Annotated in this window: 14 protein-coding genes, 1 tRNA gene, 2 pseudogenes and 1 riboswitch; of the genes and pseudogenes, 9 read left to right on the top strand and 8 right to left on the bottom strand. The window is 65.3% G+C overall.

Annotated features, from left to right (window positions below):
- The 4 genes from Q0319_RS03660 to Q0319_RS03645 all read left to right on the top strand — a co-directional run bounded on the left by Q0319_RS03660 (nt 1) and on the right by Q0319_RS03645 (nt 2,407).
- Nucleotides 1-285 (top strand): hypothetical protein, encoded by a 285-nt coding sequence (locus Q0319_RS03660; protein WP_299450991.1) that lies wholly within the window; start codon nt 1-3, stop codon nt 283-285.
- Nucleotides 282-1,145 (top strand): alpha/beta hydrolase, encoded by an 864-nt coding sequence (locus tag Q0319_RS03655; RefSeq protein ID WP_299450988.1) that lies wholly within the window; start codon nt 282-284, stop codon nt 1,143-1,145. Before Q0319_RS03660 ends, Q0319_RS03655 begins: the two co-directional genes overlap by 4 nt.
- A gap of 7 nt (nt 1,146-1,152) precedes the next feature.
- The gene (locus Q0319_RS03650; protein ID WP_299450984.1) at nt 1,153-1,533 is read left to right on the top strand and encodes a RidA family protein; all 381 of its coding nucleotides are present in this window, start codon (nt 1,153-1,155) and stop codon (nt 1,531-1,533) included.
- A gap of 181 nt (nt 1,534-1,714) precedes the next feature.
- A complete protein-coding gene (locus Q0319_RS03645; RefSeq protein ID WP_299450980.1) occupies nt 1,715-2,407 on the top strand; it encodes a GntR family transcriptional regulator in 693 nt (230 codons plus the stop codon).
- 48 nt (nt 2,408-2,455) lie between these two features.
- Here the strand turns inward: Q0319_RS03645 and Q0319_RS03640 are convergent.
- Nucleotides 2,456-2,908 (bottom strand): annotated as a pseudogene (locus Q0319_RS03640) (YbaK/EbsC family protein); the annotation flags it as partial.
- A gap of 89 nt (nt 2,909-2,997) precedes the next feature.
- Here Q0319_RS03640 and Q0319_RS03635 point away from each other — a divergent pair.
- Entirely contained in the window at nt 2,998-3,768 is a 771-nt protein-coding gene (locus Q0319_RS03635) for a GntR family transcriptional regulator (protein ID WP_299450977.1), read from the top strand.
- A gap of 33 nt (nt 3,769-3,801) precedes the next feature.
- On the opposite strand, the gene Q0319_RS03630 is transcribed toward Q0319_RS03635, so the two are convergent.
- Entirely contained in the window at nt 3,802-4,776 is a 975-nt protein-coding gene (locus tag Q0319_RS03630; protein WP_299450974.1) for a tripartite tricarboxylate transporter substrate binding protein, read from the bottom strand.
- Between the two features lie 219 nt (nt 4,777-4,995).
- Nucleotides 4,996-5,936, bottom strand: a pseudogene (locus Q0319_RS03625) (tripartite tricarboxylate transporter substrate binding protein).
- Nucleotides 5,937-6,263: 327 nt separating this feature from the next.
- Between Q0319_RS03625 and Q0319_RS03620 the strand changes: the two are divergent.
- On the top strand, nt 6,264-7,496 hold the full coding sequence (locus Q0319_RS03620; protein WP_299450971.1) for a CaiB/BaiF CoA-transferase family protein: 1,233 nt from the start codon (nt 6,264-6,266) through the stop codon (nt 7,494-7,496).
- 37 nt (nt 7,497-7,533) lie between these two features.
- On the top strand, nt 7,534-7,953 hold the full coding sequence (locus tag Q0319_RS03615; protein ID WP_299451156.1) for an aldehyde dehydrogenase family protein: 420 nt from the start codon (nt 7,534-7,536) through the stop codon (nt 7,951-7,953).
- Between the two features lie 89 nt (nt 7,954-8,042).
- Here Q0319_RS03615 and Q0319_RS03610 read toward each other — a convergent pair whose 3' ends face one another.
- Nucleotides 8,043-8,933 carry a c-type cytochrome gene (locus tag Q0319_RS03610; protein WP_296468590.1) on the bottom strand — a complete coding sequence of 297 codons (891 nt, stop codon included), beginning with the start codon at nt 8,931-8,933 and terminating at the stop codon, nt 8,043-8,045.
- A 268-nt stretch (nt 8,934-9,201) separates the two neighbouring features.
- Between Q0319_RS03610 and Q0319_RS03605 the strand changes: the two genes are divergently transcribed.
- Nucleotides 9,202-9,277 (top strand) — tRNA-Arg (locus tag Q0319_RS03605).
- 82 nt (nt 9,278-9,359) lie between these two features.
- On the opposite strand, the gene Q0319_RS03600 is transcribed toward Q0319_RS03605, so the two are convergent.
- The 3 genes from Q0319_RS03600 to rnk all read right to left on the bottom strand — a co-directional run bounded on the left by Q0319_RS03600 (nt 9,360) and on the right by rnk (nt 13,038).
- A complete protein-coding gene (locus Q0319_RS03600; protein WP_296468592.1) occupies nt 9,360-10,295 on the bottom strand; it encodes a cobalamin-binding protein in 936 nt (311 codons plus the stop codon).
- Nucleotides 10,296-10,305: 10 nt separating this feature from the next.
- Nucleotides 10,306-12,165: a TonB-dependent receptor gene (locus tag Q0319_RS03595; RefSeq protein WP_299450967.1), complete on the bottom strand. Its 1,860-nt coding sequence runs from the start codon at nt 12,163-12,165 to the stop codon at nt 10,306-10,308.
- 142 nt (nt 12,166-12,307) lie between these two features.
- A riboswitch (cobalamin riboswitch) is annotated at nt 12,308-12,545 on the bottom strand.
- A 73-nt stretch (nt 12,546-12,618) separates the two neighbouring features.
- On the bottom strand, nt 12,619-13,038 hold the full coding sequence (rnk, locus tag Q0319_RS03590; protein ID WP_296468594.1) for a nucleoside diphosphate kinase regulator: 420 nt from the start codon (nt 13,036-13,038) through the stop codon (nt 12,619-12,621).
- 127 nt (nt 13,039-13,165) lie between these two features.
- On the opposite strand from rnk, the gene Q0319_RS03585 reads away from it, so the two are divergent.
- On the top strand, nt 13,166-13,291 hold the full coding sequence (locus tag Q0319_RS03585) for a hypothetical protein (RefSeq protein WP_296468596.1): 126 nt from the start codon (nt 13,166-13,168) through the stop codon (nt 13,289-13,291).
- Between the two features lie 19 nt (nt 13,292-13,310).
- On the opposite strand, the gene Q0319_RS03580 is transcribed toward Q0319_RS03585, so the two are convergent.
- Complete coding sequence (locus Q0319_RS03580; RefSeq protein WP_296468598.1) at nt 13,311-14,138, bottom strand: alpha/beta hydrolase; 828 nt, start codon at nt 14,136-14,138, stop codon at nt 13,311-13,313.
- Nucleotides 14,139-14,228 lie beyond the last annotated feature (90 nt).

The raw sequence follows: 14,228 nt of genomic DNA, 5'->3' as shown, positions 1-14,228 counted from the left end.
ATGAGTCGATCGGGATTGGAGCGCTATCTCTTCCGCTTCGACAAAGAACCGGCGCTGCGGGCCGCGTTCGAGGCGGGTGCGGCCGAGGCGTTCGAAGGATACCGCTTGGACGAGGAAGAAAAGCGCGTGCTGTGCGAGCGCGACCTTGCAACGTTGTACGAGTGGGGCGTGCATCCGCTCTTGATACGGAATTTCGCCGGCACGCTGGGCCTGAATTATGTGCAGGCCTATCGGGAGCGCGGCCTCGTTCCCCTTTCATCTAATCGACAGGAGACATCGAAATGAGCGACACCGGAATACGTTCTCGCTGGGTGCTGGCCAATGGCGTGCGGACCCACTATTCGGAGGCCGGCGACGACGGCAAGACACTGGTGGCCCTGCATGGTGGTGGTGCGGGTTCCTCCGGCGCCTCGGGCATGGGCCTGGTTCTGCCGCTGCTGGGCCGGGATTTTCGCGTGCTCGCGCCTGACTCCATCGGTGGGTTTGGCCTAACCGATCCTAGTGCACCAACCCCGTACGGGCTCATTAGCCGTACGGCTCATACCGCGGATTTCGTCGATGCACTGTGCCTTGACAAGTTCAGCCTGCTGGGCAATTCGCAGGGGGCCTGGTCGGGAGCCTACTACGCCATGCTGCATCCGGACCGCGTCGAGAAGCTGATCATCGTGTCGTCGCTAACCATTGCGACGTCGATGGGTATCAAGCAGGAACCTAATGAAGCCATGCGGGCGCTGATGGGCTACGACGGCACGCGTGATGCAATGAAGCGCTTGCTGGAAGCCCTGATCATCGACAAGTCGCGCATCACCGACAAGCTGATCGATGATCGCCAGCAGGCCGCTACGAGGCCGGGCGCGTTCGAGGCCTTCCGTCGCATGGCCGAGGGCATCGAATTGGTGCGCAGCGATCCCGTGCTCAGGCTACAGACGCAATGGCAGGAAGCACTGCCCGCCCTCACGCGGCGCATTCCCACCTTGATCCTGTGGGGAACGGCCGACACCTTCGCATTGCCTGCCACGGGGCGCGCCTTGGCGGAAATGCTGCCCGATGCTCGCTTCGAATGGGTGGAAGGCGCGGGCCACCAGGTGCAGACTGATGCGCCGGACCGTACTGCTGCCATCATCCGGGAGTTTCTCAATGGATAGGCAGACCATGCCTCAATCGCCCGACGCTCCCGAGCGCATGGCTGGCATGGTGCCCGGCGTACGTGCCGGAGGCTTTTTGTTCCTGTCGGCCATACGGGGGCGCGATCCTGCCACAAACCGCATGCCGGACGATCCCTATGAGCAGGCGTGCCAGGCATTGCGCAATCTCGAGGCCGTGCTGGCTGCGTCGGGCGCCACGTTGCGGCATGTGGTCAAAGTGACGCTCTATTTGCACGATTTGGAGAAACGCCAAGCGTTTCATCAGGCATGGATGGCGTTTTTTCCGGAAGACCCGCCGGCGCGGTTGGCCGTTGGGGTGGCGGATGCCAATGCCGCGCCGGGAGGCAATGCGCACTACGTGCTCGACGTCATCGCGTTGGCGCCTTGAGTAGGTGCGCGGCTTGCATTGTCAGCGCGCCGCCTACCCCGGCACAATACGTGTTTGCGTTTTTTGCAGATCTAACGCTTCTAGCAGGTACCCCTTCATGTCGCCAGCACGCCGGCCGGCCGCCCATACCGACACCGCAGCTCCCAGCGCCGCGAGCAATGGTGCACGTGGCGGTCTGCCGATGTATGCTCAGCTCTTTGCGTTGTTTCGCCAACGCATCGAGGACGGTACCTGGCCGCTGAACGAGTGCATTCCGTCTCTTGACGAATTGATGCAGGAATTTGGCGTGGGCCGCGTCACCGTCCGCCATGCCTTGGGCATGCTCGAGGCCGAGGGGTTGATCGGGCGGTATCGCGGCCGGGGCACCTTCGTCATGGCCAGGCCCCAGTCCAATATCTGGTATCGCATTCCCATGAACTGGGACGAAATCACCGGCGCACGGCCCGACATCGACGTGGAATGGCTGGAAACCCACGAGTGTGCCCAACCGCCCGCCTCGGTCCACGCTAACGCGAAGTTGGGTAACACCTACCAGGCGTTGAAGCGACGACTGGTGCGTCACCGCATCCCCTATGGCATAGGCCATACCTATATCGAGAAAACTGTTTACGAAAGCATTGGCGCCGACGTGCTCGCCAAACCCATCCCGTTGAAGGTGCTTGACGCAGGATTACCCGGCGGCATAGGCCATGCCGAACAGACCGTGCGCGCAGGCGTTGCCGACCTCGATACGGCGCGCCTGCTGGACCTGACCTCCGGTGCGCCGGTCATTCGCGTCACGCGCTCGGTTCTCGACCGGGAGGGCGTCCTCGTCTATGAATCACTGGGGATTTTTCGGGGCGACTTCGTCGAGATCCACACCGACCTGAAATAGGTCGTCGTCTCGCGCCGCTAGCGGCACGGCGGCCCGCGTGGGCCTGCTGCAGACGTCTACCCACTCCGCATCGACCAGCTGCGCGAGACGCTGCGGGGAGATGCGCACCGCGCTGTGCGTGGAGCCGGCGGCAGGTAGGACTTCGTCGTAAGCGCGCAGCGAGACGTCGCAATACACCGGCAACGGGCGAGCCAATCCGAAGGGGCACACGCCACCCACCGGATGACCGGTGATGGCCGCCACCTCATCGGCGGGCAGCATCTTGATCCGTCCGCCGAACACGGCTTTGGCTTTCTTGCTGTCTAGCCTCGTGTCGCCGCAGGTCACTACCAACATCTCGCGTCCCCCGACGCGCAGCGACAGGGTCTTGGCGATCTGGCCGGGCTCGACGTCGTGATGCCGGGCTGCCAATTCGACGGTGGCGGTGCTTTGGTCTAGTTCGATGATGGAGAGGTCGGGAGCCTTGGCGGCGAAGAAAGCGCGGACGGATTCGATGCTCATTCGGACGAATATAGCTTACGGGCCCCTGCGCCGGCAGTCGCGAAGAAGTCTGTAGAATGAACATCTAGTCGACCAGCATATATGTTTCTATGACGCCTCCGCCTATCGCCTCCCGCGCGACATCGTCGACCGCCATCGCGAATCTGACGCAAATCGGGACCCCGCTCTACGTCAAGCTCGTCATGTCGTTCAGGAAGCGGATTGAAACCGGAGAGTGGGCGGTCAACCAGCAAATTCCGTCCCTGGACGAATTGGCGCGGGAGGAAGGGGTAGCGCGCGCCACCATCCGCCATGCCATCGGTTTCCTTGAGGCGGAAGGTTTGATCGGTCGCTACAGGGGGCGCGGTACCTTTGTCTTGCGCCGCCCGCAAAGCGGGGTGTTTTACGACATCCCTACGAGTTGGGATGCGCTGGTGAACAACGAGCCGGACATCCAGATCGAATGGCTGGAGAGCAGTACCGTCATGCGCCCGCAGTCGATCAACCATCATGGCGGCACGCTGTCTCCCAATGGCTATCAGCACTTGCGCCGGCTGCAAAAGCACAACCAGATACCGTACTTCGTCGGCGATTCATACGTGGAACGTACGATTTTCCGCAACGTGGGGAAAAAGGCCTTTAATTCCCCGGTACCCATGAGGTTGATACAAAACCACTCCGGTGATCGCATCGGCCGCGTCGAGCAGACCATTCAAGCTAGCAACGCGGATTTCGAAGTCGCTCAATTGCTCGACGTGCCGGTGAATACCGCCATCATGGTCGTGACTCGCTCGGTTTTCGATAAAGAAGAAGTCCTCCTCTACGAATCGCAGGGACTGTTCCGCAGCGATTTCGTGCGGGTGCACATGAGATTGAAGTAAGGGCGGCGAGGCGCGCCCTGGGCAGAGCTTAGGCTATTCGATCGAGATGCCCAGCCGTTTCATGCGTGCTTCCACTTCCGATAGTTCGTCGCCAATCCGCTTTTGCAGCTCAGCCGGCGTGCTGCCCTGCGGCTCGATGCCGAGCGCGGCGAACTTGCTGACTAACTCGGGATCCTTTAAGGCTTGCGTGATCCCCGCATTGAGCTTCTCGATGACGGCTGCGGGCGTGCCGGCCGGCGCCATCAAGCCCACCCAGGTTTCGACCACCAGGTCCGGACCGCCCGATTCCTTGACCGTGGGGACCTGTGGATAGTCGGCCAAGCGTTCTTTCGAGGCGGTGGCCAGCATCTTCATTTTGCCGGCTTTCACCAACGGGAGCCCCGAGCCTATGGTGGCGACGCTGAAACTGATATCTCCATTCGCCACGGCGGTATAGATTTGCGCGCCTTCCTTGTAGTGCACCGGCATCATCTGGGTGCCCGTGGCCTGCGCCAGGATCGCGCCCCCGAAGTGAGCCGGGCTGCCGACGTAAGGCGTGCCATACGTGATCTTCTTGGGGTCTTTGCGGGCAGCCTCGATGAGGTCGCCGATGCTCTGGTAAGGCGCCGAGGACGAGGTATAGAACAGAAACGGCGCGCGGAAGAAGAGCGAGACCGGTTGGAAATCCTTTTGCGGATCGTAGGGGACGGAAGTGAGCAGCTTGGGGTTGGTCGTCATGTGGGCGTCGCCCACGACGACGAGCGTGTAGCCGTCGGGCGCTGCCTGCTTGGCCCCCCCAAGGGCGAGAAAACCGTTCGCCCCGGGCTTGGCTTCGATGACCAGTGGCGTCTCCCAGATCTTGCTCAGCTTGTCGGCCAGCACGCGGGTTGCAACGTCCGGTGTGAGGCCGGCAGGATAGGGGGTCAGCAAACGAATGGGCCGGGAGGGAAAGTTCTCGGCATGCGCGCCGGCGGCGCACCCCAGCGCCAGCGCTACTAAGCTGGCGCGCCAGAAATGATCGAGCTGCAAGGTTGTCTCCTTCGAGCGCGGTGGACGCGTGCGGCGGATGCGAGTCTGCCGTCTTTGCTAATAGATCAGTAAACTATACTACTAGCTATTAGAGGGCGGTAGAGGGTTAACCGCAGGGTGCGGCGGCCGGCGCGTAGGCTGCGTCAGGAAAACGGGAAAATCAGGAAGAACGCAAAAAAGCGCCGGCCCGCCAAATGCGGGCCGGTCGGCGCGGGAGTCCTACTGCACCTTGATGCCACGCTCTTTGATGATGGCGCCCCAGGTGGCGGATTCGCTCGCGATGAACTTGGCCAGTTCTTCGCGGGTCATGGGGTCCGGCGTCAGCCCTGCTTGATGAGCTGGCCGGCCACGTCCGGGTCTTTCAATACCTTTACGATCTCTTCATTCCACCGGTCCAGGATCTTCGCCGGCGTCTTGGCGGGGCCGACGAAAGCGTACCAGTTGGTGGCATTGAAGCCGGGTATGCCCGATTCCGCGATGGTCGGGATGTCCGGCATGAAGGCGGGGCGCTTCAGCCCTGTGGTGGCGATGGCGGTGATCTTGCCGGTCTCGATGTGCGGTTGCGCGGAGGAGGGCGTCGAATAATAGGATGCGACGCGGCCGGCCACGAGGTCCACCATGGCTGGCGCGCCTCCTTTGTACGGGACATGGACGACGTCGATGCCGGCCCGTTGGTTGAGCAGTTCGCCCGCCAGGTGGGACGCCGATCCGGCGCCCGTCGAGGCGTAGCTCAGGCGGGAGGGGTCCTTCTTGGCGAGCGCGATGTATTCACCCAGTGTCTTGATGCCGAGCCCGGCATGGGTCACGAGTACGTTCGGGAAGTTGACCCCCATGGTGATGGGCGCAAGGTCCTTGACCGGATCGTAGGGCAGTTTCATGAGGTGCGGCGCGATTGCCAGCGGGCCGATGGAGCCGAGCAGGATGGTCGAGCCGTCAGGCTCGGCCCGTGCCACTTGGTCGTGGGCGATATTGCCGCCGGCACCGGCCCGGTTTTCCACGACCACCGAAAGTCCAAGGTTCTCGCTCAATTTCTTGGCGATCAGCCGGGCGGCCGTGTCCGCGCCGCCGCCGGGCGCAAAGCCCACCAGCATGGTGATCGATTTGCGGGGAATGTCTTGGGCCTGGGCGGTCGGGGCGAGGCCCCGGGGCGATCGCTGCAGACGTCCAGGCGGTCAATGCACAGGCAATGCGTACCATATTGGCTCCTCCGGAGAGTTGGTCTGGGCCATGGGCTGGCTCTCGTTTCGTGCAGCATACGGAAGGCCCGCGCGCCGTGTCCCGCCCCGGTCGTGAGCGCATGAGAAGGGGTCTTCACGGAGCGTGACGGGCGGGGCGGGCGAGAGGAGCGAGGTTGCGATGCCTTTGCGTTCCGGATGATCCGGGCTTCGGATCGCCACGTGCGCCGTGCGCGGCCGGGGGCCTGAGGTAAGCTTACGGACCGCGTTGCAACTGCCGGGGCTCCCGGCGCCTTGACTTCAGAGCAGAACATGACTGAACGTGCTTCTCCCTTGGCTGGTATTCGCGTCCTCGACCTGACGCGTGTCCTCGCCGGTCCGTGGTGTACCCAGAACTTGGCCGATCTGGGCGCCGAGGTGATCAAGATCGAGCGGCCGGGGAGCGGTGACGACACTCGCAGCTGGGGGCCTCCGTTCCTAAAGGATGCAGAGGGCCGCGAAACCTCCGAGGCGGCCTATTACCTGAGCGTCAATCGCAACAAGCGCTCGGTGGCGCTCGACATTTCGACACCGGAGGGCGCCGCCTTGGTGCGCCAACTCGCGGCTCAATGCGACATCCTGATCGAGAATTTCAAGGTCGGTGGCTTGGCGAAATACGGGCTCGATTACGCCTCGCTCAAGACGGTGAACCCCCGGCTGATCTACTGCTCGATCACGGGTTTCGGTCAGTTCGGCCCCTACGCGCACCGGCCGGGCTACGATTTCATGATCCAGGGGCTGGGGGGCTTCATGAGCATCACGGGCGAGCGCGACGGCTTGCCCGGTGCCGGTCCGCAAAAGGCAGGCGTGGCAGTCGCCGACATCCTGACCGGCATGTACGCCACGGTGGGCATCTTGGCCGCGCTACAGGAGCGCCATCGTAGCGGACTGGGCCAGCACCTGGACATCGCCCTGCTCGACAGTGTCGTGGCCATGCTCGGCAACCAGGCGCTGAACTACCTGACGTCGGGCGTGGCGCCGCGCCGCGCCGGCAACGCCCACCAGAACATCGTGCCGTACCAGGTCTTCGCCGCGTCGGACGGCCACCTTATCGTGGCGGTCGGGAACGACGGCCAGTTCCGCGCTTACTGCGGCGTGATCGAGGCGCCTCACCTGGCCGACGATCCCGATTACGCCACCAATAGCAACCGGGTCATCCATCGCGACAGGCTGGTGCCCATCTTGGCCGAGATCATGGCCAAGAAGCCGCGCGATTACTGGCTGGAGCGCTTGGAGGCCGTGGGCGTGCCCTGCGGCCCCATCAACACCATCGACCAGACGTTCAATGATCCGCAGGTCCAGGCACGAGGGCTGCGCCTGGACCTGCCGCATCCGCTGGCCGGCACCGTGCCTTCGGTCGCGAGCCCGCTGCGGTTGTCCGAGACGCCCGTTCGCTACCGCAATGCCCCGCCCCTGCTGGGACAGGACACGGAAGCGGTCTTGCGGGAATACTTGGGCATGAGCGAGGAGGAGGCGCGGCGCTACGCCCCCGCCGGGCGGGGCTAGTTGACCGCGGCCCCCGACTGCCGAACCACCTTGCCCCATTTCTCGATTTCGGACTGGAGGAAGGTGCGGAAGTCGTCGGGGCTGCGTGCAGCAAGGCTGCATCGTCAGTCCGGGTATCTTGGCGGATGCGCCCGCCGACAGCCCCATTTGGACGGAAGAGGTGTTCGGCCCGCTGGCCGTCGTGCAGCGGGCGCGCGATGCGGAGCATGCCTTGCAGTTGGCCAACGATTCGCCTTTCGGGTTGCAGGGGGCCGTGTTCACGCGCAGCTTGGCGCAGGCTTTCCATTTCGCGGAGGGCTTCGAGGTGGGTTCGCTCTGGATCAACGAGGCGAGTCGGTTCCGGTTGGATCTGTATCCCTTCGGCGGGGCGAAGCAATCCGGCTTTGGGCGTGAAGGCGTGCGCTATGCGATCGAAGAGCTGTCGCAGCTGAAATTCATCGGCATCCGGCCGCTGTGATCGGCTTGACGCAATGAACAACGCCCCGGCGCCGCAAGGCAGCCGGGGCGTTTCTCTCTTGGGAACCGGAGTTCGGTTCCGCGGATGGCTTACTTGGCCGCGTCGACCATATATTGGACGGCGGCCCGGATTTCCGCTTCCGTGGCGTTGGCAGCGCCGCCCTTGGGAGGCATTGCGCCCTTGCCCTGCATGGCGACGGCCACCATGGCGTCCATGCCCGTGGCGATGTACTTGGCCCAGGCTTCCTTGTCGCCGAACTTCGGCGCGCCCGCAACGCCCGCGGCATGGCAGGCGAAACAGGTGGAGTCGTAGAGCTTCTTCCCGTCGGCCGTCGAGCCGGCGGCCGGGGCCGCCGCCTGCGGAGCCGGGGCAGCTTGGGGCGCTGGGGCCGGCGCGGCGGCGGCTTGCGGTGCGGGCGCTGCAGGTTCTGCAGCGGCCTGGTTCTCGGCGGCCGGCGCGGCAGGAGCGGGCTCCGGCGGTTCCTTGAAGTTGGCACCGCTGTTATTGGCCATGTAGACCACGGCGCGCGCGACTTCGAAGTCGTCCAAGTCGGGGTTGCCGCCTTTCGCGGGCATCGCGCCTTTGCCTTCGATGGCCACTTTCAGCATGGCGTCGTACCCCTGCGCGATGAACTTGGCCCACGAGCCGCTGTCGCCGAACTTGGGTGCGCCTGCCACGCCAGCTGCGTGACAGGTAGCGCATACGGCCTTGTAAACGGCCTCGCCGGTCTGGAAGACGCGCGGCGCGTTGGGGTCGCGCAGTTCGAAGCCGCCCACCGGCTTGATGCGGGCCGCGATGGCTTCCGGCGTTTGCGCATCCGACCCGGCGTTGGACTTGGTGCCGCTGGCGACGAAGTTGACGAGCAGCAGGATGACGGTGATGGGGACGAGGAAGGCCAGTATGACCAACGTGATCAGTTGTCGCGGCGTCCTGATCGGCGATGCATGTTCTTCCGTGTGGTTCTGCTGCGCGTTGCTCATTGCCAAGTCCTGCAAGTCTATAGGCCGGGCGCACCCGGCGCATGACGGTTTATCGGATGAATGACTGCTTGCTTTGATACTTGTGAAGCGAGGATGCGCCGCCGCCTGTCTCCCCGGTCGGCTGTCGTCCTGCACATAAACGCCCGATTATAACGGTAGGCAGGTATCTCGGTTCAACGTCGATTTCCGGACCCGGACGCGGCCCTTCGACAAGGGGGACGAAGAGGAAAAGACGAAATCGCCCGAGCAAGGTACAATACATGGCTACGCGCCCGTAGCTCAATGGATAGAGTACTGCTCTCCGAAGGCAGGGGTTGCTGGTTCGATCCCAGCCGGGCGCGCCATTCCCGCTTTTCCTCCCTTGGTTTTCTTCCCCCTTAGTTGATTTTTCCTGCCGGGCCGCAGGCCGCTTCGTTGCGCGGGTCGTCAACGATGCAACGGCGGCGGCCCCGGTGCGCGGGCCGCCGGTTGATCGCCCCTGACCGCGTCGATGCGTTCGCACAAGCGTTCGGTGGCCTCGATCATGCGCGGGCCGGGCCGGTGCATGGTGTCCGGGTCTAACGTCCAGATGTGGTCGGGCGCTGCGCGGAGCGCCGGTCCGAACGCCCGCCATTTCTCTACTTCCTGCTCGGCCGCGGTGCCGGTCTGGCCAATGGCGATGGCCTCCGGACCGGCGTGCAGCACGCTTTCGGAGCTGATCAGTGGGGCGACGGCGGGCAGCTCGGCAAAAACGTTGATGGCTCCGCACAGTCGGAGCGCATCGCTGATGATGCTGCGGCCGCTGATGGTGTACATGGGGCGCGCGCCGACCTGATAGAACACGCGCACCGGCCGTTGGCCCGCGTACCGGGCGGCGAGGGCCCGCAGCCGCTCGCGAAGCTGGGCCGCCGCCGCACGGGCTTCGCCTGACGTGTCCAGGAGCTCGCCCAGGCGTTCGATTTCGTCGGGAATGTCTTCCAGCCGGCGTGGGCTGCTGTAGTAGACGGGGATGCGGAACTGATCCAGGAGCCCGGGCAAGCTCCCCGGGGCGGCGGGGCTGGCATAAGCCCAGGCCACGACCAGGTCTGGCCGCATGGCCAGCAGGCGTTCTGCATCGGGCCGCGTGCCGTCGCCGACGCGGGGCAGGGGCTGCACGGGCGGCGGGTAGTCGCTGTCGCGGTCCACGGCAACCAGCGCCCGGCCGCCCCCCGCGGCAAAGATGAGTTCCGTGGCATGCGGCGCCAGCGACACGACGCGCCGGGCCGGCGCAGGCAGCACCACTTCCCTGCCCGCGGCGTCTTTCGCCATCGCGGCGCCAGCCGCGGCGCCGCCGGCCAGGACTGCTGCCAGGGCGGCGGTCATCCATGCGCAAGGGCCTTTCACGATCTCGTCCTCAAGGCCGGTAGGTCAGTGTCACGAACACGTTCGAGCCCGGCGTGGCGTAGCCGCGCACCAGCTCGTAGTCTTTGTCGGTCACATTGTTCCATCGCAGCTGGACCTGCGTCTTGCGGTCGATGTCATACGACGCGACGAGATTGAGGACGCTATAGCCTCCCAGCCGCGTGACTTCGTTGGAGAACGTCGTGGCATTGAAGGAGTTGTCCATCCGGTAGCCGCTCGCCAGCCATTCGGCGCCCAGGCGCCAGGGGCCGATGCGATGATCGGCCGCGATCTTGAGGGCGGTGCGCGGTCGCCGCGTGAGCATCTGGCCGGTGTTGTCGTCGCGCGGGTCCATCCAGTCGACGCTGCCGCGCACGGTGGTCGCCCCCAGCCGCTGCGTCGCGCTCACCGTGACGCCTTTGATGACGGCGTTCTTGTTGGCGACTTGGGTGTAGCCCTGGTACTGGATCAGGTTTTCAATTTCGTTGCGGTAGGCGAGGACGCTCGCTTCGCCGGCGGCGTGGCGGTAGCGCAGGCCGGCCTCCACGTTGCGTGAGGTTTCGGGGCGCAGGTTTGGATTCCCGTAGACGGGGTAATACAAGTCGTTGAAAGTGGGCAATCGAAAGCCTGTGTTGGCGGCGGCCGTCAGTTGCCAGCCTGGTGCCGCGTCGTAGCCGTATGAGAGCCCGCCCGTGGTGCGGCCGCCGTAGCGGGCTACGTGGTCGTACCGCAGGTTCGCCTGGAGGTGGTGGCGGCCCAGGTCGACGCGATATACCGCCGCCGCCGCGTTGGTAATGCGGCTGTCCTGCGCGTAGGCAATCGTGCCGTCTATGTCTTCGACTCGCCGTTCGGCCGCGAGCGCCAGCGTTTGTCCGGCAGAAAGGGCCAGGTCGTTCTGCCATGCAAACAGGGTCTGGCGAGTGCGGAACCGGCCCCGGCCGGTGTCTCCCGGGCCGTAGATGCTGGTGTTGTCGTCGACGGTGCGCGCCACGCTGAGCCGGCTGCTCCAGGCGTCGTTGATGCGATTGCGGCTGGCCAGGGCATAGCTTTCGATGCGCTGCACGCTGCGGTCGTCGAACGTCGGGCTGCCGTCGTAGCGGCCGTTCAGGCGAGACCGGTAGAACGAAGCTTCCCATTCTTGGCCGTCCCGCCACGCATAGCCTAGTCGGCCTGCGGCGTGGTCCAGCTCGTATCCGTCGCGGTCGGGGTTGTAGACCCCGCCTGGATTATTCGGTTTGGCGGCGCTGTATCCGTCGCTGCGGGCATGGCCGGCGGACAGGGAGTACGTCCAGCGGTCGAGCCGGCCCGCGAGCCCGATGTCGGCCTTGCGTGTGTTCCAGGTGCCGAGCCCGACTGAGCCCCGCGGTTGGAAGGGCCCGTCGGCCCTGGGGCGGCGGGTGATGATATTGACCACGCCGCCGATCGCGTCGGCGCCGTACAGGCCGCTCGCCGGGCCGCGCAGGATTTCAATGCGCTCGACTTCTGCGAGCGAAATCGCGCCGAGGCCCATGACGCCTGCCGTCGATCCGCCCACCCGCTGCCCGTCGATTAGAAACACCGTGTGGCCGCTGGTGGCGCCGCGCAGGAATACGCTGGTCGTTGTCTGCGGCCCGCCGTTCGTGGCGATGTCCACGCCGTGCGTGTGCTGGAGCAGGTCGGCCAGGCTGCTTTGTCCCGCGCGTTCGATGGTGTCGGCATCGATGACGGTGACGTCGCTGAGGGCCTGTGACAGCGGTTGTTCGATGCGCGAGGCAGTGACCGTGACAGGTTCGAGGGCGACTGGCCCGGGAAGCATCTGGGCTTGGGCGTGGGTGGCGCAAAGCAGTGCGCCGGCGGCGCCTGCCAGGCGCCGGGAGCTGAGGCTGGATGACATGGTTTTTCGTTCGTCGTTGACGCGCATCCCCGCACGTCGGCTTGCGATTCGGGAAGCGCCGCGCGCAGGTGCGCGCCCGGGCATGCCATCCAGGCTGATGAACTCGGTTCGCCGCCCACCCGCGGCGCTTCCCCCGTTGTGGTCTCGAAGACCGTGAGCCGGCCGGTATCCGGGCTGGCACCCATGGCCGCATCCCCTTCCCATGCGACCTGCGCCCGAGGATGTGGGCAGGTCGGCACAGTGGGTTTGATGCAGCGTGTCGCGCGGCTGGGCCGCGGACGGGATGCTTACCGTTGCGGGGGCAGCACAGGTTAGATCCCCGGCGAGGGGTCCTCCTGTTTCCCGTTTAACTCTCAAGCACCGGCTCGGGAGCTACTCTAACATGGCCGGGCGCGGAGGCAGCCGGCCCGGGAAGGGGGCGCGTCGTTCGGCTGCCCCGGGGAAGCGGGGCGTTCAGGCGGTGTAGTCGCCGTTGGCTTCGGGCTGGTAGTCGATCCGCACTACGCGCATTTCGCGCCGCTCGCCGTCGGGCGGGGTCCACGAAATGTTGCCTGGAACCCGGACGCCCAGCAGCGCGGCGCCCATGGGCGAAAACACGGAGACCATGCCTTTGCTGGCGTCGGCCTCCTTGGGATAGCACAGGGTGATCAGCCGGGTTCCGTTGCCGTCCTCGACCTCCACCCGCGTATGCATGGTGACGACGTCGGCCGGCACCTCGCGCGGGTCGACCTGGTCCGACTGGTCGAGTATCTCGGCGATGAGCGCCGGGGTGGAGCCGGGCGCGGGTTCGCGCTCCATTTGATTGAGCAGACTGGTGAGGCGAACGTAGTCGAGTTCGTTGATCGTAATGATCGGGGGGCTGCTGGTTTGCATGCCTGTCTCCTGAAAACGTCGTGCCGCAGGGCGGCGCTGAATACGGTGGATTCAGAAAGCCCGGCGATCGGTCACGAAAAGGTGGTGGGGAGGAGGGGATCGCCGGGCTCAGGAGTGAAAGGCCGGGATGGAGCGAAGCAGAATCGGCGCGCACGACAGCACGCGACGCGCGGTGACGCGCGTCGAGCAGGGCTGGTGCGAGGTGGTGGGCGCCGACACGGCGCGCCGGAGCGATTCCATGCGCCTAGGATAGCCCATTACCGCAGGGCCGTTCAAACCCGGTCGTCGAGGGTGGCGAGCCACGTCTCCAGGTCGGCATACACGGGGGCGGCCAGTGCCGGTGCCTCGTTGAGCACTTCGTGGTACGCCTGGTGATACCAGCGCAGCGCCAGCTTGCCGGGCGCCGCGGAGTCCGCGAAGCTGCGGCTGCCGGCGGGCGAGACAATGGCGTCATCCCCGGCCACCATGAGGAGGGTACGGGCCTTGAGGCCGGATGCCTCGGCGATGGACTGGGCGCCGCCCGCCACAATGAAGCGCAGCAGGCGGGCGCTGATGCGGTCGTGCACGAGGGGATCGTTGGCGTAGGCGTCGACGACCCCTTGGTCGTGCGAGAGTTTGGCGATTTTCAACCGCGTGCCGACCCGCAGGTCGGGCGCGAACCGGTTCAACAGGTCGAGCTGCCACCGTTGAGCGGCCGACAGCTCCAATTTAAAGGCGGGCGAGGACAGGACCAGGCCGGCCAGCGGCACTTTGCCGCGGAGCGCGACGCGTGTCGCCACGAGGCCACCCAGGCTGTGTCCGATCAGCAGGGGCGGTGCGCCGGCTTCGCGTTCGTATTCGGCGAGCCGGTGTTCCGCGTCGATGACGAGATCTTCTTCTGTGCGCAGCGTCCCCCGTTTGCCGCCCGAGCGACCATGTCCCCGGTGATCGTGCGCAGCAAGCGACCAACCGCGGGCGGCGAACCAGCGCACCAGGCCTTCGTAGCGGCCGGCGTGTTCGCCCAGGCCGTGCAGCAGGTAGGCAGGCCGGTACCCTTCGGGCCGGGGCGGCACGTCCCAACGGTAAACGGCCAGTTGCGTGCCGTCGGGAGCGGTCGTCATGGAAATCAGCGACAATTCCAGATCCTGTCCGTGTCGGGTTGAGTTCAAAGGCGGATTGTCGCTCAGCCGCTCGCGCCCGGCCGACTGGTC

This window comes from uncultured Pigmentiphaga sp. (assembly GCF_937950555.1).
GTDB lineage: Bacteria > Pseudomonadota > Gammaproteobacteria > Burkholderiales > Burkholderiaceae_B > Pigmentiphaga.
Note: the sequence above shows the minus strand (reverse complement) of the source record. Positions and strands in the feature narration are given on the sequence as shown.